We start from the raw sequence: 23,024 nt of genomic DNA on the forward strand, positions 1-23,024 counted from the left end.
CATTCTATTGCACCGGAAGGAATACCCCACTCATCATCAAATACCACAGAGCGCCCCCAAATTGCATTGCCATTTTCGGTGCCGACACCTGCGACCATGTAATCAATTTTACCTGTTGACGAGCAACCTATTACAAATAATGTTAAAGCGAGTGTGGTGAGACATTTTACGAGCTTGTCCATAATCTATATCCATTTATTAGTTGTGACTGCCATTGTACACTTGCTTCAGCCTGTTCTGGCTGATTGTAAAAAAGCTCACGTTGTTGGTTTTTGCTGGTGAATTCAGCGTCTTCTTCAGGACCATGAGCAATCGCATCAATCGTTGCTGAATATTTAACACTGTGGTGGATGTAATCTTTATATAAAGCCTGCCAGGCATCACTTTGTGGGCCAAAGCTGCGGGCGCTATCAACCAGTGTTTTAAGCTCGCTAGGTAAAATATAAGGTATAGCTTGGCCGTCAGCTTGTTTGCGGTTAGCAAGTTCCGTTAAGCTTTGTAGTGGCACTCCTTAGCGCCTTTATCTCAACAATTCCTTTATTCACTGTTGTCCACATCCTTATTACTTTCTCTACTCTGGGCCCTACTTAAACGCATACTCATGCTCATATCCATCCCTGTAGATAACGGTAAATTGTCTTTATCAAGCGGGATATCTGTATCATTCTCTGATAAATGCGTTAATATCGCATTAAGCTGCTGCTCAAAGTCTTTTGGTTTTTCATCATCAAAAAATGCAAAGGGTTTGTCATCGGTTTGCCACTGTTCATGCTGCGGCATTACATGCTCGCGGCCATACTCCATAAATTGACATATAAATGCCAATACCGGCTCGTACGCATCACTGCCGTTGTAATAAGGGTTGTGGCGCGGTTGTACCATAAAATTAGCCCATTGCATGTTGTTGTGTTTATCAAAACCACGTGTCTGAATACGCATCATTTGAAAGTCTTCATAAACCCGTAAATTTTTAAAGTGCTGAGCGCGTACTTTGCCTTTGTACCAGAGGTAAACAATTTGTTTATCACGATCAAACACCATCGGTGCTTGACGCTTAAAACGAATAATAAAAAACAACAAAAGTGGAATAGTAATAGCGTAAAAAACTAAAAATGAAATGTCTTTTTTGTAAAAATAACTTCCATAAGCTGTATGTTTATTACTGTGACGAGCATACAAGTAGCTTTTAAACGTCAACTCACCACTTTCATCTAGCAATTTATACCACTTTAAGTGTATTGGGTTTACTTCTGTACTACTAAAATAATTCTCTCCATACTTTTTTTTATATAATTCAATACTATCAATAGTTGCTCTCTCTCTTGCACTCCAGCTTTTTAATATATTATTAGCATTTAAACATGCAGTAAATAACACAATTAATAACAATGGGATCAGCCCCATATTACGGGCTTTCATTGAATTATTACTAAGCTTACAAATATGTTCATCTACATACACTATCGGTGTTGGCGGCGGCGCCTCTTTAGTGAGTTGAAAGCTAAGTAGTGCTTTCAACTTATTTGCTAAAGGTATTGGGTAGTGGTATTTAATCAAAGCCATTAATCTCAACAAATTCTTTATCCATTCTTGTCCACATCTTTATTACTTTCTCTACTCTGGGCCCTTCTTAAACGCATACTCATGCTCATATCCATCCCTGTAGATAACGGTAAATTGTCTTTATCAAGCGGGATATCTGTATCGTTCTCTGACAAATGTGTTAACACCGCATTTAATTGCTGCTCAAAGTCTTTTGGTTTTTCATCATCAAAAAGTGCAAAGGGTTTGTCATTTGATTGCCATTGCTCACACTGCGGCATTACATGCTCACGGCCATATTCCATAAATTGACATATGAATGCCAATACTGGCTCATACGCATCTTTACCGTTGTAATAAGGATTATGGCGCGGTTGCACCATAAAATTAGCCCAACGCATATCACCGCGCTTACCAAGGCTGCGCGTCTGAATACGCATCATTTGTGAGTCTTCATGTATTCGTAGGTCTTTAAAATGCTGGGCGCGAACGTTGCCCTTATACCAGTGATAAACAATTTGCCGATTACGGTCAAACACCATCGGCGCTTGGCGCTTAAAAAAGATTAGAAAATACAATAAGGGAGGAAGTGTCAGTATAATAAAGATGGATAAAATTATATCTCGCTTAAGGCGAAACGTACCGCCAACATCAGCGGTTTCATAATAGTGATAATGCATATAACGACTTAATGACATTTTGCCATTTTCATCAAACATATCGTAAAAACTTTTACTTACTGGTTCAACATTTGGGGATAAAAAACAATCTTCTCCATGCTTTTTTTATAAAAATCAACCATTTTCATCATACTCTCTTCCGTTGATTTCCACATGGAATAAAAACCAGCTATCTGGTAAAAGGCAATAAATGACACCATGCACAACGCCGGAATAATACCCATATTACGGGCTTTTATTGAGTTGTTACTGAGCTTACAGATGTTGTCATCAACATAGGTAATAGGTGCTGGGGGTGTTTCACCACGCGGTAATTTAACTGCCAATAACGCCTTTAATTTGTTAGCTAAGGGGATTGGGTAAATTGGTTTAATTAATGCCATAATATGCTGATATTTTAAAAGGTGAAGTAAGCTTAGGTAAAAGGGCTGTTCACAAAGAGTGCTTGGTTACAGCCCCGTAAGTACTAAGAAGTTAATTTACTCTTTAAAAGCCCCTAACGGCCTTACTTTTTTCTTTGTCGCATCTTCAACAAACCACTGTTTCACTTCATCTTCAGTCAACCCCTCCTCTGACAAGCGCTTATATAGGTCTTTTTCTGATGGGGTTGAATGGTCGCTATTTAGCTTTGCGGCTAACTCTTTTAAATCAGCTTCAGGTAATGTTTTACCCCAAGGCAAATCGCTATTTGTAGGGTTAGGCAATGGTAACTTTAACTGCAAACCATGGTTGCTGGTTTTATCAGTCATTGAGCCGATATCATTAAAATTAAAGCCCGAATTACCCGCAGAGTTAAAGTTAGCAACACCTAGCTCCATCGTATATTGCTGCTCTTCTTTGTCAGTAAATATATCACTAAATTGGCTTGTAAATATGTCTCCAAAAGGCCTTAAACCTTTAATAAAAACTCGCTTTGGCGATTCATAATTTAAGCTAAAATTAGCGGCAAAAACAAAAACCTGCTCTTCACCGGCAAATGCTTTAGCGTCTTTATTATGCCAATTAAGCAACGCTCGAGCTCGAGCCTGTTTACCTTTCTCGTTATAAGGGCCTGCGTTATTCAATAGTTCAATTAACTCTTCATACTCTGGGCCTACCTGCTCATCAATTTTGCACTGGTTGTCATCCCACATATCCTCAAACTGATAGTCATCGTCATGCCATGTATCCACCATTTTATTTAAAATAAGTTTTGTTTTGTAACCTTTATTTGCATTACGTGTGGCTTTACCTAAATAGCACAGTTTTGACTTATACTTCGGGCCGTTATCATTAATACCAATAGTCTGCTGCAGTATTAAATCACATGGCACACTACGCCAATCTAAACCAATGAGTTTTTTTGTATAGTTATCAGACTCTAGCTCTGTACAGGTGGCTACAACCATAATATCGACTTGGGTATTCCAATCAAAGTCATCAAATATTATGTCATCGCCAAACTGGCGTACTTTAAACCCTAAACTTTGTGCGGCAGCAAATTCACTCTCAAATAAACGGATTGAGCGCCCTTGCCTTTGTATTTTACTGGTCATTAAATAAGGCTTTCCTTCACCGCCAAAGCGCACCAAAATTCTAATGCTTTTTTCCCCCGCAAAAAGCTCTGGGTATACAAAGCTTGAGCTATTACTGGTTAAAAAGTCTTTTATTAATAGTGACTCTTCATTACCACCATTACGCTTTGTATTTAAATCAACATAAAACTCATTCGCCACATATCTATTTTTTAAACCAAGGGCATCAAGAGCCTCAGCAGTATCAGACTCAAAAATCATCTCATCACTATTATCTTTACGTTCCCCCATTAACGGCAATACAGCTTCACGACTACTGCCAACCTGCGCACCAATGAAATAACGCATGTCAGAAAAATTGTCATCTTGATAATATTCAAATGCAGAGTCATGCATAAATGGGTAAAAAGCCGCTTCATGAACCATAGGTTTAGTGCCTAAGTAAGTTTTTGGCCCTAACTGAAAAAACGGCGTAAATACACAGCCAAACTTTCCAGCAAAGTGCTTTTCGCTCTCTAATAGCTCAGACTCAACAAGCGGCCTTACGAGCTCTTTATAAGCAAGCTCGTTATTTTTCCCGTCACAGCGCGTTACTTTAAAGGTAATAGGGGCAATACCGGTCATCGTATCGTTAAACACCACTAAAACACGGATAGGTGTAAATGGCGTTAAGCGCTTTAGTTTGTTGGCAATAATTGGCAACCATTTTTTTGACGTTGGGTCTTGATAATATAGGGCGCTGTGATGATAACTTGCTTCACCATAGTCAGAAAATACCGGCTCAAAGGTGTTTGCAAAGCTTTCTAAGTATTTACTGCCTTCTTTTTCTTGGGTGCCAAAGGTATGAATAGGAAAGTAGTTTTGAAATTCAGCGGTAATATAGTTATGTTCACGCGCGAGTGTTGGCACCGTCATCATATAAAAGCCATACGGGTTAGACTGCGAGTGCACATAAAGTGCATTTTGAGGATCTTCTACCACAGCTTTACGTGCGGCTTTAGTTAACAGGCTATAATTATCGCTAAAACCATAAAGCGCTTTATTATCAGTATCATTACTTTGTTGTGCGGTAATGCTATCAATTAAAAACACCCAAAATGTATCCATCCTAATTGATGCACCAGGTAAATTAGGCAGTGCCCAGCTATCACCTAATAAAAAGTTCTCTATGTACTGTTTTACTTTATAGCGCTCTAAGTTTGAATAATACTGGCTTTTATCACCTTCACGCTGCGCCCTTAATAACAAGCCCATCAGGCCCGATATTGCCTCTGAGCGCAGTCTAAATTGCGCAGCCCACTGCGTACTTTGCTCTGTGCTTTCGCTCTCTTTAAATTCATTAAGCAGCTCATGCATCATCCCTTGGTTAGCCGCGCATTCTTGGCCTAGGCGTTTATCTCTTTGAATTTCCGCATAATACTTTTTACAGGCGTTATCGAGCAGCACTTCATCCATTAAATTAGCAGCCGATGTAGCAACCGCAGCGCCTGCTTTTATTACTGCCACCGCTGCAGCAATCGGTGCTGTTGCCGGAATAAATGCCATCACACCTAAAGCAATATTGATCATTTGCCACGCCATGGCATCGGCAGTTTCACCTACTTTTATGTCGTTAACCACGGTTAAGTTACGAAAGCGCTCTAAGCTATCCATACCTTCGCGTGATGGGCAAACAGAAAGCTGGCTAATAGCATAAGCGGCAATATGTACACGGCGATTTTGCGCTCGGCTGGCTTCATCTTTATTATTTACAAGTGGCTGAGTATAACCTAGCCCTTGCACTTCAATACGCGCCTCATCAATACCAGCTTGAGTTACTAAAATATTTTTAACAGCATCGGCTCGTCGCTCAGATAGCGCCATATTATAATCGTAATGACCCAGATCGCAGGTATGGCCTGCCACTATAATTTTAAGAGATTCGTTTAGCTCAAACGCCTTTAAAACCGCTTCACTTTGCTGCAAAATAACATCACGGTATTCATCGCTTACCTGCTCACTATTAAGTGCAAACTGTGCTTTAATTACCACGTCTTTTACAATTTCTTTAGCACTTAAATGCTCAAAGTAATCCTGAGCAACCGTTTTATAATGCTGCTTAGATTGCACTAAGTTAGGAATATCAGTGCCAATCTGCTGTACTGTAGTTTGCCCAAGCGCAACAATGTTAGTCGCTAAATCAGCCATATTTAACGCATTGCCTGTTGCATCCATTGCCACTTTAGGAATGCCAAGCTTTTTACCTAAACTATTGTTATAACTTTCCATTGCAGCTGGTGTGTTCGCTGGTAAGCGCCACAGATTTTCTGCAAGTGCTTGCCTCCACCCCTCGGTTGTCATAGCAGCACGCGCACTGCGTAGCTTTTGCCACGCATCTTGCCCATCTTGCATCGCAAATACCGCGTCTAGGGTTGCTTGAATGGTTTTATCTGCTGTTTTATTTAAATGGGTATGAATTGCCTTGGCAATTTTACTGCCTAACACAAATTTACCATTAGTGGTAAAATTGCCGTTACTGGCACTGGCGGTTATATCAGTATTAACTAACCCGGCGGCGAGTTGTGCGCGGCCTTTAGCCACCGCCCAGCCATGGCAAAAACTCTCAAAGCCACTGGCTATTTTTATTGGTTCATCGCTCACTTTAGCGCGGCCAACCTCTTTACCGCTTTCATCTTTAACACTAATATTTTTAGGGTCGTACGTGGCATGCTCGGTTTTTAAATCTTTAGCATAACTAATTAAATGGCTATAAAAGCGCGGGAATTGCTTTATTATTGCCTCTTCCACCGAAAGCGGGTCGCAGTTAATTACATCAAACTCACCCGCTTCATTTTTTATATCAAAACGCACCATTTCGGCGAGCTCGTAGTAGTAATAAGTACCGTCAAATTGAATCGATTTAGTGCACCAGCGCTCAAATTGTCCTTTAAGTAGCTCTTCTTCAAGCCTTATTTTAATTCGGTATAACCCTTTAGGTAACTTCTTATCAGTACCTGATATCACCGCTAAGTTGGTTTCAGGGTCGAAAGTAGCTGGTATATCCTCCCCCACTGGTGGTGACAAAACAATTTCTTCATCCGAAGAAAGAAGTGGTATATTTGGATTTATACTTAAAATTATTGCCCGGGTTTTTGCCAGTATATAGGCTTGGATACTTTTTACGTTTTTTTGAGTTATTTCTCTTTCATACCACTTATTGTAAGTGTCGTCTTCGCTACTTTCTGTAGGTTGTTTTAAATTGGTAATCGGGACTGTTTGTAGCTCTAATAACGGTGTATTTGAGCTACTGTAATTTTTTAAATTATTAACAAACTCTTTAGCCCAGCCACTAGGGTTATTATTGGCAATAAGCCCTATAGACTCCATGGGCGGAATAATAATAGATCGTTGATTATTATTTGCCATATACGCATGAAACGGCTGGCGTACCTCTAATGAATCACTGTTTATTGTCGATAAAATACCGGCGCTATTTGTTTTTAATACAATAGGCTTTTTTGTATCATAAGTGGCTGATTTAGGCTGTTCAGCAACAATAATTCGATTTGCTACCGAGGTTAATTTATCAACCGGTTTATTGTTTTCAACATATCCAGTTAGTAAATAAACCAATGGGCTTGCAGATCCTTTGCTCATGTCATGCATTTTATTGTCCTTGTGCTGCTAAGTTAGTAATTGCTACAGGGACTAAAGTTCTCATGCCCCAGATTCCTTTTTCTTTAACTAACCCTTCAGTTTGCACACCTGTTAGTATGTTTTTTGTTCTGATGACACGCTCTGAAAGATAAAACCCATTTTCATCACGTTCTTGCGAGTGCTTTATTGTATACTCTAATTGATAATCTTCCTCTGGAGAAAAAATAACTCCACCACCTGTTCCTTTCTCTGAATGCTCTATTTCAGGGTTTGCAATATTCACCCAGTGAAAATGGAAGTCTTTTCTGCCATGAGTCATAAACGCTAAATATTTTCCATCCGGTGAAATACGGTGGTTTTTCATCTCCCACGCTTTCGGAAAACCAAAATTAACTTTACGCACTATTTCGCCATTAAATTTATGTATCCAAAAGCCATCGTGCTTTACTGCTAAAAACTCTTTATCGCCGGGCAGTAAAAAAGCAGCGCCACTGTGGTGAATTTGTGGTCGTGGGGTTAATTCGCCTGTTGGAACATTGTAATTAAAGTTTTTGCCATCTGAGTAAAAAATGACGTTTTCACTGTCTGAGGTCCAATTAAACCACGGGTAGCCACCCCCACCTGACATGGTGATTAGCTTTTGCTCTTTAGTGTCGTACAGCTGGCGCGTCGCTCGGTCATTTATATAACCCGAAATAGCGATATAACGGTTATCTGGTGAGCGAGCTGGCGGATGCAATCCCGCAGGTTCCAGTTGGGTAAATATTTCCTCTGGAATAATACGGCGTCTGTCTGAGCCATCGAGTTTTGATGACCACAGCGTGCGTACCTCACTGTATTTATATTTATTCCAAAACATTAACCGCGGGGTTGAGAAGGTATCTGCATCGCCATACACCTCTTCACGAATGTCCATTGGCCACTCTGGGTGGTTTTTATGCTCTTTAGCCCATGGATATTTAGCAACATCAACCTCTGCCTGCTCAGAGCCTTGTGAAGATGGCTCTGAGCAACCGCCTAGTACCAAGCTGGCACAAAGAGAGAGCACGCAAAACATGCTGTATTTTTTAAAAAACATCAAAAACTATCCTTTTACTGAATGAGCGCATTTATTGGATTGCTGTAAACAAACTCATTATTTAAAACCTTTTATAATGAAGGCAAAATGAATGCACTTACCCTTCTGTTATCTCTGCCATTATTACCGTGTTTGGTGTTTGCTTGTTAAGCTCGCTGAATGGCACGTTATCAAATATATAGTAACTAGGCTGGCCGTCGTTTGGGTCTTGTAATAAATCAAAATTGCCGCTTTGGGGTATGTCGGTAAATTCTATACGGACCCAATCTCCCTTAGGCATTACACGTGAAATTGGCTTTATTTGCTGCCAGTTATGTTGATTATTTACCAGCATGAGCTGTTCTTTAGCGTAATTTTTTGCATTAGTATCTACTTGATAAAAAAATACAAAAGCGGGCTTAACAATCGTTAACAGATTTATATTGTTAACTACCATTGGCATACTATGCGGGGCACTCATACTAACTCCCAAATACTTGCTGTAATTTTGCTTTGGTTTTAGGGCCTGGTATGCCGTCTATGTCGAGATCGTGCTCGTACTGAAATTCCTTTACACCAATGCGAGTTTTTTGACCCATGACGCCATCAACCTTGCCGCAATTAAACCCCAACATATTACAACGTCCCTGCACGCCAGAAAGCGTGTCGATTGGATCTAGATTGCCTATTTGTACCGCAAAGCTTTTAGTTGGTGTGGTTTCGCCTGCTTTTAAATATAAATCGACGTTGCCAGTAAGGGCGTCGTTATTATTAAGCTCTACTTCGATAAGCCCATCACTTTGCAATACGGTATCGATTGTTTGGCTGCCGATATTAAGCACAACACGTTTACCGGTAATATCATCGCCATCGTCATACGATACTTGCAAGCGAAAATATTCTTTTTCGTTTTGTACAACAAACGTATTTAGGCTATTGGCGCGCAGCGGTATAAACTTTTCTTTTTTTGGCGGAATAGTAATTTTATCGCCCGGGTAAATTAAGTTTGGATCAGGGCGCAGCGCTCTAAATTCAGCATTACTGGGGTGGTTATACAAGGCGGTTGAGGTTTTATAACCATATTGGCGTGCTATGCGTAGCAGAGTTTCGCCTTGTGCGACGGTGTGTTGTTGTATCATTGAAATATCCTTATCCCTAAATATAAATATCGCCAGAGCAAGTCTACGTTTAGGTGATGTTGCCTACTGACCAATCGTGATCGGCGAGTTCAAAAAAGCTGACTTTGGCGTTTTCAAAATCAGGGCCTGATACGTTGGCGTAGCCGTTTTTATCGAGCTGTCCGGTGATAACATGGCCGTTACGTAAGCGAATTTTGTACCCCATATTCGCTTGCGGCTCGCCGGCTTCATCACGCAATTCAATTTCGTAGCCTAACGCGGGCTGTTCAACGGTAAAGGTAGTGGTATCTACTGCGCCGCTGGCAGTGACAATAACGTTATAAAGTCCGGGCTTTACAGCAAAAAAATGCTGCCAAAATGAGACTTCGTCAGGGCGTTTTTTATCGAGTTGTAAGGTTACTTGCCCGCTGGTTGGCCCTTGCCACTTAATAACCACGCTGCGGCTGTTGCTGCTTGAGCCTTCAATATTGAGCTTCCATCCATCGGGCACGCGTAAGCTAGTGCCGGGTTTGGCTGGTTTGCGATTACTAAAGCCTAGGTTGTAGTCGTAAATCAAATTGGCATTTTTATAGCCGGTATATTGCTCGGCGAGCTGCTCTACGGTTTCGCTTGCTTGTAAAAGATGGTTTGAAAAATTTTGCCTAACTTGATGCGACGCTTTTAGCAATACAGTACTTTGCAAAATAGGCTTATATATACATACTGCGGGTAAGTGAACTTCAACAACTGTTGGCTTTAAAGCACGGCTATTTTTCTGCATTGATTGCGCAATATACTTTGCTTGGCCTTCTCCATACTGGCTATTGAGTAGCGCTGGATTTGCTAAGAAGTTTGCTTGGTTGGAGTCACTTAAAAAATGCTCCGAAGCCGAATAATCAGGTGCGGCATTAGCTCCACCGGATGACGAAAACTTAGTGGTACTCACAGGATCTTTTGGATAAACAGCTAAGCCTTGCGCGGTATTTCTATAGGTGTTGTAGCTGACTTTTCGCCATGTTTTTTCATTTGCCCAAAATTGGCTGCGGGGATCATCACGTAGCCGTGCGGCTTGGCGTTTATCAATTACACCATACTGATTATCTTGAATAAGCCGTTGTAGTTTTTTCGGTAATAAAAAGAATTCAGCTCGCCTGACGTACGCAAACGTTACAACAGGTTCGGTTGCTTCATCTTTTATTTCATCAAAAATATGGGCATGTTTAAAGTTCACCGCGTCCTTGGTGAGCATGTGCATCCTCGCTTTCTCTAATGCAGAGATTTAATTGTCTGAGTATAAACTTTAGCTTGCAATAATAAAGAAATAGGAACAAAAAATCTACAAGCATTTATGCTGATTATTCACTCGTGTTTTTATTCTCTCGCACATAATTACTAGCGCCACGCGTTATATAACGTAATTGCCAAATTAAACGATCGACTAACTCTTCTCGTTGTTGCCCTTCTATATCTAATGCTTCAGCACCGGCATTAAATACTAGCGTGACCATAGCCTCAGCTTGAATATACGCATGAGTTGCATCGCACGGGGTTTCGCTTTCAAGATAATGAGCAAGCTCTAAAATAAAGTGTTTAATTTCACGGGCTACAGCGGCACGAAATGCTTTAGAGGTGCCGGAGCGTTCACGCAGTAATAATCTGAATTGATTACTGGAGTTATCAATAAACTCCATAAAAGTAACAATCGAGGTGGTGATAATGCTACCGCCACTGGCTATACGGCGGCGCGCTTGGCGCATTAGCTGGCGCAGCGTTAAACCGGCTTCATCGACCATGGTTAAACCCAGTTCATTCATGTCTTTAAAGTGGCGGTAAAATGAGGTTGGTGCTATACCTGCTTCACGGGCAACTTCACGTAAACTTAAATTAGAAAAGCTATGATCGGCGCTTAATTGGTTAAATGCCGCTTCAATTAAAGCTTGTCGTGTTTTTTGTTTCTGTTGCGCGCGAACACCCGACATGAACTACTCCTGATTTAATTTAAATCAATTTATGGTGATTTTTATCTTAATTCTCCAGTCTAATACTTGACGGCAAGAGAATGAAATATTATTTTAGCTTACAAGTGTACGCTCAGATTTGAAAAGATGAAAAAACCACCGATTATTTGGACCAATGTCCTATTTTTTAGTATTACTTTTTTGGCTGCTGCCACATTAGTGCCTTGGTATGGGTTTACCCATGGCTTTACCAGTAGTCATTGGATCGCATTTGTTGCTTGTATGTTTTATGCTGGTATGTCAATTACCGCAGGCTACCATCGCTTATGGGCCCATAAAACTTACGACGCTCATCCTGTTGTAGAAGCCTTTTTTGCTCTAGGTGGTGCTTTTGCACTACAAAATAGTGCGCTGCACTGGAGCAGCGATCACCGCGTTCATCATGGCCAAGTTGATGATCCTGTAAAAGACCCTTATGCAGCAACTAATGGCTTTTGGTATAGCCACATAGGTTGGATGTTACGCGATTACCAAGGCGACAGTTATGGTGATTATAGTAATTGTCGTGATTTACAACGCAATAAAATAGTGATGTGGCAACACCGTCATTATATGAAATTAGTATTAGCAACTAATATTGGTATCCCTGCCCTGCTGGGTTTAATAATTGGTGATGTAATTGGCATGCTGTTGTTAGCTGGATTGTTGCGTTTGGTATTGAGCCAGCATTTCACCTTTTTTATTAATTCGGTGGCGCATATCTGGGGCTCTCGACCTTACACCGAAAAAAACACTGCTCGTGATAACGGGGTACTAGCCTTGTTTACTTATGGCGAGGGTTACCATAACTTTCATCATATTTTTGCCAGTGATTATCGCAATGGCATAAAATGGTTTCATTATGATCCCACAAAATGGATGATCCGCGCTTTTGCGGCTGTTGGACTTGCTAAAAAATTAAAACGTACGCCGGTTGAGCGCATCGAAAAAGCCAAAGCCGAAACGTTAATGAATAGAACGCAAAACCGTTTAGCGAAATTGCCTTTAGCGCAAGATAAGCTTACATTATTGCAGCAAGAGTACGATTTATTGCTGAAAAAGCTACAACACTTTTGCGCACTAAAAAAGCAAGTTTTAGAAGTTAAAAAGAATAACATGCTGCAACAATGCGAAAAATCAGCTTTAATGACACAATATCATGAGTTGGAAGCAGCCTGGGAAAATCAAAAGCAGGCGTGGCTTGCACTCAATGCGAGGTTATTAAAAGCCTCTTTTAGTTAATGTAGGAGTGGCTGTGGCCAAACAACAAGTAAAGCAAGAACAACCATCATTTCAATATGATGCAATTATTATAGGCACAGGTCCTGGCGGTGAAGGTACCGCCATGAACCTGTCTAAAAGCAACAAAAAAGTGGCCGTTATCGAACGCCAAGCTGCCGTTGGTGGTGGTTGCGTACATTGGGGTACTATCCCTTCAAAAGCACTACGTCACTCTGTTAGCCGCTACATAGAATACAAAGCAAACCCATTGTTTAATGTGGGTGAGCGCCCTAGTAGGTTAACGTTTCCTGATATTTTGCGCCACGCCAGCTCGGTTATTTCTAAGCAATCAAATTTACGCAGTAGCTTTTACGATCGTAATCGCATTCATATGTTTCAAGGTGATGCTAGCTTTGTTGATAAGCACACAATTGAAATTAAACGTCTTGATGGGTCAACCGAACGACTAACTGCTAAAACCATTGTTATTGCTACAGGTTCTCGCCCTTATCGCCCACCTGAAGTCGACTTTACCCATTCTCGTATTTACGACAGCGATACTATTTTAGGCCTAGAGCATGACCCTCATCGAGTGCTTATTTACGGCGCTGGTGTCATTGGTTGTGAGTATGCGTCTATTTTTAAAGGTTTAGGTGCAAAAGTCGATTTAGTTAATACTCGCGACCGCTTACTCGCCTTTATGGATGCTGAAATCTCAGATGCTTTAAGCTATCACTTTTGGAATAGCGGCATTGTGATCCGCCATAACGAAGAGTTTGACCGCATTGAAACCCGTGATGATTGCGTTGTTATGCATTTAAAATCAGGAAAACGCGTTAAAGCTGACTGTATTTTATTTGCCAATGGTCGCACCGGCAACACTGACGGACTTAATCTTGAAGCGGTTGGTTTAAAAGCTGATGGCCGCGGGCAGTTAAAAGTTAATGAAACTTACCAAACCGAGGTCGATAACATTTATGCCGTTGGTGATGTCATTGGCTACCCAAGTCTTGCTAGTGCAGCGTTTGATCAGGGTCGAATTGCTGCCGATGCAATTGCCTGTGGTAATTGCGATGAAAAACTAATTATTGATATTCCGGCAGGTATTTATACCATCCCTGAAATGAGCTCAGTAGGTAAAACAGAGCAGCAGTTAACCGCCGCGAAAATCCCTTATGAAGTCGGCAGAGCTCAATTTAAACATTTAGCGCGAGCACAGATTGCTGGTACCGAAGTGGGTAGTTTAAAAATATTATTCCACACTGAAACCAAAGAAGTACTGGGTGTGCATTGTTTTGGCGAGCGTGCCTCTGAAATCGTGCACATTGGCCAAGCCATTATGGAACAAAAAAATGGCGGCAATAATATTGATTACTTTGTAAATACCACCTTTAACTACCCAACTATGGCTGAAGCCTATCGTGTTGCGGCGTTAAATGGTTTGAATCGACTGTTTAAATAAACACGTTGAGACAGCTAATAAAAAGCCCGCTTACTGATAAGCGGGCTTTTTTGATTATAAATGACAGTGTTTGTTACAGCTGCAGTTACTTATGATATTGCGCACTAAACTCATGTACGGCATTAATAAATACACCCGCGTTTTCAGGATCAACATCAGGCGTAATACCATGGCCTAAGTTAAATACATGACCTTCACCTGTGCCAAAATCTTCAAGGATAGTCGCTACTTCTTGGCGAATACGATCTGGTGTGCCATGTAACATTGATGGATCCATATTACCTTGCAGAGCTACTTTGTCGCCGACACGGCGCTTAGCATCGCTAATATTAATTGTCCAATCGAGACCAATTGCATCACAACCCGTTGCTGCTATCGCTTCAATCCATTGACCGCCATTTTTAGTAAATAACGTAACGGGCACTTTGCGGCCATCGTATTCACGAATTAAACCATCAACGATTTTGTGCATGTACTGCAATGAGAACTCTTTATAATCACGCGGGCTCAATACACCGCCCCATGAGTCAAACACCATTAGAGACTGCGCACCGGCTTTAATTTGTGCATTTAAATAATCGATCACTGAATCAGCAAGCTTATCAAGTAACAAATGCAGTGTTTTTGGCTCAGCAAACGCCATTTTTTTGATTTTACCAAAGGTCTTGCTGCTCCCGCCTTCAACCATATAAGTAGCAAGTGTCCAAGGTGAACCCGAGAAACCAATTAGCGGTACTTCGCCTTTTAGTTCACGACGGATCGTGCTTACGGCATTCATAACATAACCAAGCTCATCTGTTGGATCGAGCTTTGGAATTTTTTGTACATCAGCAAGTGATGAAATTGGACGCTCAAATTTAGGACCTTCACCGGTTTCAAAATACAAACCTAAGCCCATCGCATCTGGAATCGTTAAAATATCACTAAATAAAATAGCGGCATCTAATGGGTAACGACGCAGCGGCTGTAATGTTACTTCACAAGCGAGCTCAGCATTTTTACACAGGCTCATAAAATCGCCCGCTTGTGCACGAGTTGCGCGGTATTCTGGTAAGTAACGCCCTGCTTGGCGCATCATCCATACCGGAGTCACATCAACTGGCTGTTTTTGTAGTGCACGTAAATAACGGTCGTTTTTTAATTCGCTCATAGCGTAAAGGATCCTAAAGCTGATAGATATTGCGCAGATTGTATCACCATATCGCACACCTCTCTATCGCTATGGCACTAATTAACCTTAGTATTGATACAGATTAATAATCTATTTTAAGATGCTTGCTTGGTACAAAATTAATACAACAAACAATAACATTTGAAATTTTTTATTAATATGTTTGCAACATAGTAAAAACCTTGGTATAACTTGTCCCGCGTTAACAATAAAAACAATAAAAACAATAAAAATTACATAACAATAAAAATAAAAATCTTCTAATAACAATAAGAAAGCTTGTTTAAACAAGTCATGGAAAAAGAAATTAACCACCTTTATGGTGGTTTTTTCTTGCCTGAAACAATATAAACGATTTGTATTTTATTAAAAAAACTGTTTATATATCATATAGTTCTTGTTTTATTACAAAATTATAAAAAAAATGTGTTGATCTTTGCGGCATATTTCATTGTTATAGAAGAAACCAACCCAGCTAAGGAGAATGATAATGCTGACGCGTTTGGAAAAAGCTCAACAAAAATGGGGTGGTAGCCACACCGTGATCGACAAATGGCTCTCAGAACGCCAAGAGCTATTAGTTTTATATTGTCGTATTGCTGGCTTTTCACCGTATGATAAAAAAGACCATGCCTTACCTGACCAATTACAGATCCAAAATTTTTGCCAACTATTGATGGATTATTTATCTGCTGGTCACTTTGAAGTGTATGACGACATTGCCAAGGCATGTGAGCAAAAAGGCCCTAACAGCCAGCAGCTTGCCAATGAACTTTATCCAAGAATTTCGCAAACTACTGACATTGCACTTGATTTTAATGACAAATATGCAGAGGTGGATAAAGAAGATTTACTCAATGATTTTGATGACGACTTATCAAAACTTGGTGAAACACTTGAGCTGCGTTTTGAGTTAGAAGATGAGTTGATTGATAATTTATATTCTAATCACACCTAGATAATACACACAATTATTACGTTACAAGGAGCTAAGCTCCTTGTTTGCTGTTTACTTTAGGTCTTTTCTTTGCCCATCTATAAATTTAATATTCCCATAACACCCCATGAAATTGAAATTTATATTTCAATGATGTAATTATAGCCTTATTGTGCATTAAAACTACACAGGCTCGCCATGAATAAACGTACATTTTTGAAATCTGTATCACTCCTCAGTGCAGGGTTACTCGCAGGCAATAGCGCTCAAGCAGCTAACCTATCAAGTCAAACTGCACTAAGTTTAAAAAAGCCGAACGCCTTACCAAGCAGAGGCACAATTGGTGTAGCTAGCCCATCAGCAGCAACAGCAAATCAAAAAGACATTATTTTAGCTAAGCAAGTAATTGAAGCGCTTGGTTATAATGCTAAGTTAGCACCTAATATTATGGCTAGACGTGGCCACCTTGCGGGCACTGATACACAACGTGCAGACGATCTTAATGCGCTGTTTAACGACAGCAGTGTTGATGCTATTTTTTGCTTACGAGGTGGCTCTGGGGCGGCACGTATTTTACCCCTACTGGATTATGCCATGATCCGTGCTAACGCCAAACCGCTGATGGGCTACTCAGATATCACCGCACTTCATAACGCGTTACTAGCTAAAGCCGGTATTGTTAGTTTTCATGGACCTAACGCCTCTAGTGATTGGAATCCATTTCATGTTAAACAATTTAAACAAATGTTTGAGCAACAAACCCGCATGCACTTTAGCAACTTGCCAAAAGCCGAGGATGAATTGGTTAATAGCCAATACCTCACCCAAACCATCACACCAGGTAAAGCGACTGGACAACTTATCGGCGGTAATTTAACTGTACTAACAGCGCTGGCTGGCTCAACTTATTTACCACAATTTGACGGGGCTATTTTATTTTTAGAAGACATTGATGAAGCACCTTATCGGATTGACCGCATGCTCAGCACTTTAAAACTAATGGGTGCACTGGACAAAATAGCGGGGTTTGTATTTGGTGACTGTAACGATTGCAGCCCGGGAAATGGCTATGGCTCATTGACGCTAGATGAAATTTTTGCAGATTATATAAAACCGCTGGCTATCCCTGCCTACCGAGGGGCGATGATTGGCCATATAAAACGACAGTTCATATTACCGGTCGGTACGCAAATCGAACTCAATGCTGATACAGGTACGTTGACTATGAAAGAAACCGCCTTCAGCTAAGATTTTAGCAACAAAAAAAGGGGCTAATTAGCCCCCTTCTCGCACAGAATAAATAATTACTCTGCAGCTGCTGCTTGCTCTTCATTTTGAATTTCAAGTAATTCAACTTCAAAAACAAGTGTTGAGTTAGCTGGGATCTTACCTAAGTCACGATCGCCGTATGCTAGTTCTGCTGGAATAGTAAACTTATACTTAGAACCTACAGGCATAAGTTGTAAACCTTCAGTCCAACCAGCGATTACGCGGTTAAGTGGGAAAGTCGTTGGTTCGTTACGAGCATACGAACTATCAAATTCAGTACCGTCAAGTAGTGTGCCTTTGTAGTGTACTTTAACTACGTCAGTTGCTACTGGCATTTCACCATCACCTTGAGTGATCACTTCGTACTGTAGGCCTGATTCAGTTACTGTTACGCCTTCTTTCTTAGCGTTATCAGCTAGGTATTTTTCACCTTCAGCTTGGCTTTTTTCAGCTTCTACTTTGGCATGTTGCTCTTGCTTAGTACGTACTGACGTATCAAGTGCCGTTAATACTTCACGAATTTTCTCTTCGTCAATTTTTGCGTCGCCAGCAAGGGCATCTTCAAAACCACGAATTAATAGTGCTTGGTCAAGCTCAATGCCTAACTCTTTTTTATCAGCTAAATCTTTATTTAAGAAGTTACCAACAGATGCACCAATACCGTATGCTTGTTGTTGTACTTCAGTTTCAAGTTTAACAGGTGCTTGTTCTTGTTTTGCTTCTTGATTACAAGCTGTTAGCGCTAAAACTGACGCTGCAATCAATGACAATTTAATCGTCTTTTTCATTTTAAATCTCCGACACACTTTGCAGATGTCATTTATTGTATTATTACTAGTTAAAGGTTAACGGCCCATGGTAGGCTACTTATCTAATTTCTGATTGTAGGCTATACGCTCACTTTCACGTTAATTAGATAAACAACCTAGGCCTTCACGAGCCCTAGTCTAACCTCTCAATCACTAAGAGTTAAGGGGAAATAGCTGTAATATGTCGATATTTCGTACTTTTTTGTATCTTCTGTGCTGCACCTTGCTGATTGCCTGCTCAGAACAAAAAGACCAAGCCACTGCAAGCTATGAGCATGCAGCCAGAGGCGCGTTCGCCTCCGCAATATCTCATGATGGCAAATACAGCCTGATCTCATCTATACACCATGGGGTCGCCCTATGGGATAATCAACAGCAAGTACTAAAATACCAATGGTTTCAGCAACAAGACGCCGATAGCCTAGTACATACCGTGGCTATCGCTTATGACAACAGCCACGCTGTTACCGCTGAAAAAACCACTTTTGCAGTATGGGATATTGCCACTGGCAAAAATACCGGCTACTACAAAATAAAAACCGCCACTATTCGTGATATCGCCATTAGTAACCAAGGCCGCAGTGTTTTGTACGGTCGTAGCGATGGCGTTGTTGTTTACCTCGACTTAGAGACCGGTAGACGCATTGAGTTCCTTGGTCACCAAGAAAAAATTAACGCAGTTGCTTTATCGCCCAACGGAAATTTTGCTCTCAGTGGCTCCAACGATTATGCGGCGTACTTTTGGGATACTCGTACCGGACAAGTGATCCATCGCTTTAACCATCCAAGTCGTGTCACCCAAGTGACCTTAGATCCGCAAGGTCGCTATGCATTTACCGCAGACAGTATGACACAAGCACATGTATGGCAGCTGACAACAGGTGATCTTGTTAGTAAACTGCAGTATATTGCCCGCCAGAGAATTTTTACTGCGGTACGCTTTAATGAAGCAGGCACCTTGCTGGCAACAGGCTCACCTAACCGCTTAGTGGACCTATGGCAATTATCCAGTGGTGAACAAATTCAAAGTTGGCATGTAACACCGCGAGAAGGCAGTAGACCAAAATCAGCAGTGGTACTTGATGTCGCTTTTACTGACAACGATACTGCGTTGTTAACCGAAAGCTCCAGTGGGATCGCTGAGCGCTTTACTAGACGAGAAAAAAATGAACACAATTGAACATCGCTTAACAGAACTTGAAGCCAAAGTGGCTTTTCAAGACGAAACGATTGAAATTTTAAATGATGAAATAAAAGTTCACCAGCAGCTGTTGGCAAAAATGAAGCGCCAAACAGAGCTACTGGCTGAAAAAATTAAAGAGTCGCAAGCATCATCTATGATGATGTCAGACACGCCAGAACCTCCGCCGCCACACTATTGATGGTTGCGGGCGCTTAATCGCCCGGTTTAAACACGCCAATGACTTGTTCAAATTGGCGTGTTGATGCCTGAACAGCCTGCTCTGGCTGTGCCATTTTATGGCCGCACTGCATGCATTCGACTTTCTCTACATCGTGCTCTTTGTAAAGCATCATCATATCCATGGTTTTACACTCTGGACAGGTTGCCCCAGCAATAAATCGTTTTTTCTGTTTCACTACGTTTTCCCACAGTTTGAAAAGAAACTTGCTACATTTTAACCCAATAACTACCCAGTTGATACGCTGACGATTGAAATATAGTCCAGCTTCCGTGCTATGATAGCGTCAAGTTCACAAAGGCACAGTAAAGCGCAGACTACATGATCCAGATCTCAGAAATTGAATTACTTCGCGGCGGTAAAGCACTCCTTAAAGATGCCTCAGCTACATTATTTCCAGAACACAAAGTTGGCCTAGTTGGCGCCAATGGCTGCGGTAAATCAACACTCTTTAGTTTATTGAAATCTGAACTACAGCTTGATGCAGGTAATTGCAGTATCCCTAAAGACTGGTCTATCGCCTCGGTAAAACAAGAAACGCCAGCGCTAGATATCAGCGCAATTGATTATGTATTACAAGGTCATCCTGAGTATTACGCCATGCGTATTGCGCTGCGCGAAGCCGAACAAAATGATGATGGCGATACCCAAGCCAAAGTGCACATACAACTTGAGCACATTAAAGGCTATAGCATAGAAGCCAAAGCCGGCGAGTTACTTCACGGGTTAGGGTTTGCAAATAACCAAATTGAAAACCCCGTTAGTGATTTTTCCGGTGGTTGGCGAATGCGCTTAAACCTTGCCCAAGCGCTGATCCGTGATGCCGACTTGCTGCTACTGGATGAGCCAACTAACCACTTGGATTTAGATGCGGTGTACTGGCTGGAGCGTTTTTTACGCGCTTACACCGGTACTTTAGTGTTGATATCGCATGACCGTGAATTCCTCGATGCTGTAGTTGACCAAATTTGGCATATCGACAAGCAAAAGATCAATGTTTACAAAGGCAACTACTCGCAATTTGAACGTCAAAAAGCAGAGCGTTTATTACAACAACAAGCGATGTTTGAAAAACAACAGGATCAAATTGCCCACCTTGAGCAATTTATTACCCGCTTTAAAGCCAAAGCCAGTAAAGCCAAGCAAGCACAAAGCCGCGTTAAAGCGCTTGAACGTATGGAAAAGCTCGCACCAGCTCATGCTGACTCGCCCTTTGACTTTGAATTTGCAGAGCCTACCGCACTACCAAACCCATTGATGACACTCGATAAAGCTCAAGCCGGCTATGGCGATGTCACAATCTTAAATAGTATTAAACTTAACTTAGTCCCTGGTAGTCGCATTGCCCTACTTGGCCGTAACGGCGCAGGTAAATCAACCTTAATAAAATTATTGTCTGGCGACTTACAACCGCAAGCAGGCGAAGTATTCCAACATCAGGGCTTAAACATAGGTTACTTTGCTCAGCATCAATTGGAATCGCTAGATTTAAAAGCCAGCGCGATTACCCATTTGCAGCGTTTAAATCCTAAAGCCACCGAGCAATCACTGCGTGACTTTTTAGGTGGTTTTGCCTTTATTGGTGATAAAGCCCTTGAGCCCGTAGCACCGTTTTCAGGGGGTGAAAAAGCCCGATTAGTACTCGCAATGTTGGTCTATCAAAAACCAAACTTATTACTGCTCGATGAGCCAACCAACCACCTTGATTTAGAAATGCGTCATGCTTTAGTTATGGCGTTGCAAGGGTTTGAAGGCGCGATGGTTACCGTTTCCCATGACCGTCACATGCTAAAAAATACCGCCGACGAATATTACTTAGTGGATAACGGTGAAGTAACCCAGTTTGGCTACGACTTAGACGAATACTATCAATGGCTACTTAACGCTAATAAAGAAGCGGCAAAAACCACTCAAGATGACAATGAACCAAAAGCAAATTCAAGCGTTAACCGTAAAGAGCAAAAACGCCTAGAAGCAGAGTTTAGAAAAGCCACACAACCACTTAAAAAGCACATCGAAAAGCTTGAAAAGCAACTTGATAAACACTCAGCCGAATTAGCTGAAATCGAACAAGCACTTGGCGATAACGAGCTTTATAACGATGACAACAAAGCAAAACTCAAAGAATTACTAGCTAAACAAGCGACATTAACACCGAAAGTAAATGACATCGAAGAGGAGCTATTAATGGCCCTTGAGGAGATGGAACAAAAAGAACAGGCGTTTGCCAATGAACTTGCTTAACAGCAACGACTTTTGGCAATTTGCATGTCAGCTTTATAGCGAAGGTGACATGCAAGCACGCCTGTTAGATTACCAAAACCAGCAAGGTAAAAACGTTAACCTGTGCCTGCTACTGTATTATTTAGACTCTCTCAATCTAGCAATTAGCCAAACTCAGTTAAACAAACTTGAGCAATGTATTAGTGAATTTGATCAGCAGGTATTACAACCACTGCGTGCCGCCCGCGGCTATTTAAAAACCAACCACACCGAGATTGCAGATTATGCTGCAATTCGTAAAGACCTACTCAGCGCCGAGTTAAAGCTAGAAAAGCAACAGCAAGAGATGTTGATAGATGCGGTAAATAAATTTAGATTAGCTACGCATCCGGAGCCGAATAATATTAGGTTGTATTTGCTTAAGCTATAAGCAGCTCGGTGCGAACTTGTGTTTGGGGTATAGTTAGGGCAATCATGTCTAAAACCATTGCCCACGGATATTCATACCTGTAGGAGCCAGCTTTAGCTGCGAATATATTTTTATCTGTCTCACTGTCTTTTTTTGTACAAAATTTTAAAGTAATTTATCCACAATGAGGGTTTCGAGGCGCTACGCTTTAAAGAAAAGCCAGTAAAATATACTAGCGCATTTGTAGGTCGTGTATTAGCGCTTGAATTCGGCGGCTGTAGGCTTGTTGTTATTTTTGGTTCTCAACCTGATACCTATTAATGTTCCTATAACTGTACTTAAAAGTAAAATAGGTAGCTCAAAAGCTAAAGTTGGCGGGATAAACAACTCTTGCAAAATAAACGAAGTGATCGCAGTGCTAAATAAAAACCCCAACACATAAACTGCAAATGCATATTGCCAATTATGGCTTGAACTTCTGTAAGCCATAACCCCATACATGAATATGGATAAGAAAGCTGAGGGGATTAACTGGATTACGAAAAAGTCTTCAAAGGT

Annotated in this window: 21 protein-coding genes and 1 pseudogene; 8 read left to right on the forward strand and 14 right to left on the reverse strand. The window is 41.1% G+C overall.

Going from position 1 to position 23,024, the window contains the following annotated elements; all coding sequences use genetic code 11:
* From H5201_RS18915 to fabR, 11 genes and pseudogenes are all read right to left on the reverse strand, one after another.
* Positions 1-182 (reverse strand): annotated as a pseudogene (locus H5201_RS18915) (DUF2931 domain-containing protein); the annotation flags it as partial.
* Positions 167-508 carry a hypothetical protein gene (locus tag H5201_RS18920; RefSeq protein ID WP_259398593.1) on the reverse strand — a complete coding sequence of 114 codons (342 nt, stop codon included), beginning with the start codon at positions 506-508 and terminating at the stop codon, positions 167-169. The pseudogene H5201_RS18915 and the gene H5201_RS18920, both read right to left, overlap by 16 nt.
* A 29-nt stretch (positions 509-537) precedes the next feature.
* Entirely contained in the window at positions 538-1,563 is a 1,026-nt protein-coding gene (locus H5201_RS18925) for a hypothetical protein (protein ID WP_182785203.1), read from the reverse strand.
* Positions 1,564-1,580: 17 nt separating this feature from the next.
* Entirely contained in the window at positions 1,581-2,261 is a 681-nt protein-coding gene (locus tag H5201_RS18930) for a hypothetical protein (protein ID WP_182785204.1), read from the reverse strand.
* 17 nt (positions 2,262-2,278) lie between these two features.
* The gene (locus H5201_RS18935) at positions 2,279-2,605 is read right to left on the reverse strand and encodes a hypothetical protein (protein WP_182785205.1); all 327 of its coding nucleotides are present in this window, start codon (positions 2,603-2,605) and stop codon (positions 2,279-2,281) included.
* Positions 2,606-2,701: 96 nt separating this feature from the next.
* A complete protein-coding gene (locus H5201_RS18940; RefSeq protein WP_182785206.1) occupies positions 2,702-7,381 on the reverse strand; it encodes an OmpA family protein in 4,680 nt (1,559 codons plus the stop codon).
* 1 nt (position 7,382) lies between these two features.
* Positions 7,383-8,450, reverse strand: a complete 1,068-nt coding sequence (locus tag H5201_RS18945; RefSeq protein ID WP_404936358.1) for a hypothetical protein — start codon at positions 8,448-8,450, stop codon at positions 7,383-7,385.
* A 97-nt stretch (positions 8,451-8,547) separates the two neighbouring features.
* Positions 8,548-8,910, reverse strand: a complete 363-nt coding sequence (locus H5201_RS18950; RefSeq protein WP_182785208.1) for a hypothetical protein — start codon at positions 8,908-8,910, stop codon at positions 8,548-8,550.
* Position 8,911: 1 nt separating this feature from the next.
* Positions 8,912-9,568, reverse strand: a complete 657-nt coding sequence (locus H5201_RS18955; RefSeq protein ID WP_182785209.1) for a peptidoglycan-binding protein — start codon at positions 9,566-9,568, stop codon at positions 8,912-8,914.
* Between the two features lie 49 nt (positions 9,569-9,617).
* Complete coding sequence (locus H5201_RS18960) at positions 9,618-10,796, reverse strand: hypothetical protein (RefSeq protein WP_259399724.1); 1,179 nt, start codon at positions 10,794-10,796, stop codon at positions 9,618-9,620.
* A 106-nt stretch (positions 10,797-10,902) separates the two neighbouring features.
* Positions 10,903-11,526, reverse strand: a complete 624-nt coding sequence (gene fabR, locus H5201_RS18965) for an HTH-type transcriptional repressor FabR (protein ID WP_145242416.1) — start codon at positions 11,524-11,526, stop codon at positions 10,903-10,905.
* A gap of 126 nt (positions 11,527-11,652) precedes the next feature.
* Between fabR and H5201_RS18970 the strand changes: the two genes are divergently transcribed.
* On the forward strand, positions 11,653-12,786 hold the full coding sequence (locus tag H5201_RS18970) for a fatty acid desaturase (protein WP_145242414.1): 1,134 nt from the start codon (positions 11,653-11,655) through the stop codon (positions 12,784-12,786).
* 13 nt (positions 12,787-12,799) lie between these two features.
* Entirely contained in the window at positions 12,800-14,227 is a 1,428-nt protein-coding gene (gene sthA, locus H5201_RS18975) for a Si-specific NAD(P)(+) transhydrogenase (RefSeq protein WP_145242412.1), read from the forward strand.
* An 85-nt stretch (positions 14,228-14,312) separates the two neighbouring features.
* Here sthA and hemE read toward each other — a convergent pair whose 3' ends face one another.
* Positions 14,313-15,377: a uroporphyrinogen decarboxylase gene (gene hemE, locus H5201_RS18980; RefSeq protein ID WP_149980407.1), complete on the reverse strand. Its 1,065-nt coding sequence runs from the start codon at positions 15,375-15,377 to the stop codon at positions 14,313-14,315.
* A 511-nt stretch (positions 15,378-15,888) separates the two neighbouring features.
* Between hemE and rsd the strand changes: the two genes are divergently transcribed.
* Positions 15,889-16,356, forward strand: coding sequence for a sigma D regulator (gene rsd / locus H5201_RS18985; RefSeq protein ID WP_145242408.1), 468 nt, complete (start codon positions 15,889-15,891; stop codon positions 16,354-16,356).
* A 177-nt stretch (positions 16,357-16,533) separates the two neighbouring features.
* Entirely contained in the window at positions 16,534-17,583 is a 1,050-nt protein-coding gene (locus H5201_RS18990; RefSeq protein ID WP_145242406.1) for an LD-carboxypeptidase, read from the forward strand.
* A gap of 56 nt (positions 17,584-17,639) precedes the next feature.
* Here the strand turns inward: H5201_RS18990 and fkpA are convergent, their stop codons facing one another.
* Positions 17,640-18,392: an FKBP-type peptidyl-prolyl cis-trans isomerase gene (fkpA, locus tag H5201_RS18995; RefSeq protein WP_145242404.1), complete on the reverse strand. Its 753-nt coding sequence runs from the start codon at positions 18,390-18,392 to the stop codon at positions 17,640-17,642.
* A 202-nt stretch (positions 18,393-18,594) separates the two neighbouring features.
* On the opposite strand from fkpA, the gene H5201_RS19000 reads away from it, so the two are divergent.
* Together H5201_RS19000 and H5201_RS19005 are read left to right on the forward strand one after the other, a co-directional pair.
* Complete coding sequence (locus H5201_RS19000) at positions 18,595-19,593, forward strand: WD40 repeat domain-containing protein (protein WP_182719569.1); 999 nt, start codon at positions 18,595-18,597, stop codon at positions 19,591-19,593.
* Positions 19,580-19,795, forward strand: coding sequence for a SlyX family protein (locus H5201_RS19005; protein WP_182719570.1), 216 nt, complete (start codon positions 19,580-19,582; stop codon positions 19,793-19,795). Before H5201_RS19000 ends, H5201_RS19005 begins: the two co-directional genes overlap by 14 nt.
* A gap of 13 nt (positions 19,796-19,808) precedes the next feature.
* Here the strand turns inward: H5201_RS19005 and H5201_RS19010 are convergent, their stop codons facing one another.
* Positions 19,809-20,012, reverse strand: a complete 204-nt coding sequence (locus H5201_RS19010) for a YheV family putative zinc ribbon protein (protein ID WP_029216159.1) — start codon at positions 20,010-20,012, stop codon at positions 19,809-19,811.
* Between the two features lie 143 nt (positions 20,013-20,155).
* Between H5201_RS19010 and H5201_RS19015 the strand changes: the two genes are divergently transcribed.
* On the forward strand, positions 20,156-22,078 hold the full coding sequence (locus H5201_RS19015) for an ATP-binding cassette domain-containing protein (protein WP_182740773.1): 1,923 nt from the start codon (positions 20,156-20,158) through the stop codon (positions 22,076-22,078).
* Positions 22,065-22,487, forward strand: coding sequence for a TIGR02444 family protein (locus tag H5201_RS19020; RefSeq protein WP_182719572.1), 423 nt, complete (start codon positions 22,065-22,067; stop codon positions 22,485-22,487). Before H5201_RS19015 ends, H5201_RS19020 begins: the two co-directional genes overlap by 14 nt.
* Positions 22,488-23,024: the final 537 nt, after the last annotated feature.

Source organism: Pseudoalteromonas sp. SG43-6 (assembly GCF_014164365.1).
Classification (GTDB): Bacteria; Pseudomonadota; Gammaproteobacteria; order Enterobacterales; family Alteromonadaceae; genus Pseudoalteromonas; species Pseudoalteromonas rhizosphaerae.

What these genes read in the sequence shown, in the direction of transcription:
- H5201_RS18955 (WP_182785209.1), bottom strand. Translation starts at nt 9,568, where the DNA reads ATGATACAACAACACACCGTCGCACAAGGCGAAACTCTGCTACGCATA.
- H5201_RS18930 (WP_182785204.1), bottom strand. Translation starts at nt 2,261, where the DNA reads ATGTTTGATGAAAATGGCAAAATGTCATTAAGTCGTTATATGCATTAT.
- H5201_RS18950 (WP_182785208.1), bottom strand. Translation starts at nt 8,910, where the DNA reads ATGAGTGCCCCGCATAGTATGCCAATGGTAGTTAACAATATAAATCTG.
- rsd (WP_145242408.1), top strand. Translation starts at nt 15,889, where the DNA reads ATGCTGACGCGTTTGGAAAAAGCTCAACAAAAATGGGGTGGTAGCCAC.
- H5201_RS18945 (WP_404936358.1), bottom strand. Translation starts at nt 8,450, where the DNA reads ATGTTTTTTAAAAAATACAGCATGTTTTGCGTGCTCTCTCTTTGTGCC.
- hemE (WP_149980407.1), bottom strand. Translation starts at nt 15,377, where the DNA reads ATGAGCGAATTAAAAAACGACCGTTATTTACGTGCACTACAAAAACAG.
- fabR (WP_145242416.1), bottom strand. Translation starts at nt 11,526, where the DNA reads ATGTCGGGTGTTCGCGCGCAACAGAAACAAAAAACACGACAAGCTTTA.
- H5201_RS19005 (WP_182719570.1), top strand. Translation starts at nt 19,580, where the DNA reads ATGAACACAATTGAACATCGCTTAACAGAACTTGAAGCCAAAGTGGCT.
- H5201_RS18940 (WP_182785206.1), bottom strand. Translation starts at nt 7,381, where the DNA reads ATGCATGACATGAGCAAAGGATCTGCAAGCCCATTGGTTTATTTACTA.
- H5201_RS19000 (WP_182719569.1), top strand. Translation starts at nt 18,595, where the DNA reads ATGTCGATATTTCGTACTTTTTTGTATCTTCTGTGCTGCACCTTGCTG.
- H5201_RS18960 (WP_259399724.1), bottom strand. Translation starts at nt 10,796, where the DNA reads ATGCTCACCAAGGACGCGGTGAACTTTAAACATGCCCATATTTTTGAT.
- H5201_RS18925 (WP_182785203.1), bottom strand. Translation starts at nt 1,563, where the DNA reads ATGGCTTTGATTAAATACCACTACCCAATACCTTTAGCAAATAAGTTG.
- H5201_RS18990 (WP_145242406.1), top strand. Translation starts at nt 16,534, where the DNA reads ATGAATAAACGTACATTTTTGAAATCTGTATCACTCCTCAGTGCAGGG.
- fkpA (WP_145242404.1), bottom strand. Translation starts at nt 18,392, where the DNA reads ATGAAAAAGACGATTAAATTGTCATTGATTGCAGCGTCAGTTTTAGCG.
- H5201_RS19020 (WP_182719572.1), top strand. Translation starts at nt 22,065, where the DNA reads ATGAACTTGCTTAACAGCAACGACTTTTGGCAATTTGCATGTCAGCTT.
- H5201_RS19015 (WP_182740773.1), top strand. Translation starts at nt 20,156, where the DNA reads ATGATCCAGATCTCAGAAATTGAATTACTTCGCGGCGGTAAAGCACTC.
- H5201_RS18970 (WP_145242414.1), top strand. Translation starts at nt 11,653, where the DNA reads ATGAAAAAACCACCGATTATTTGGACCAATGTCCTATTTTTTAGTATT.
- H5201_RS18935 (WP_182785205.1), bottom strand. Translation starts at nt 2,605, where the DNA reads ATGGCATTAATTAAACCAATTTACCCAATCCCCTTAGCTAACAAATTA.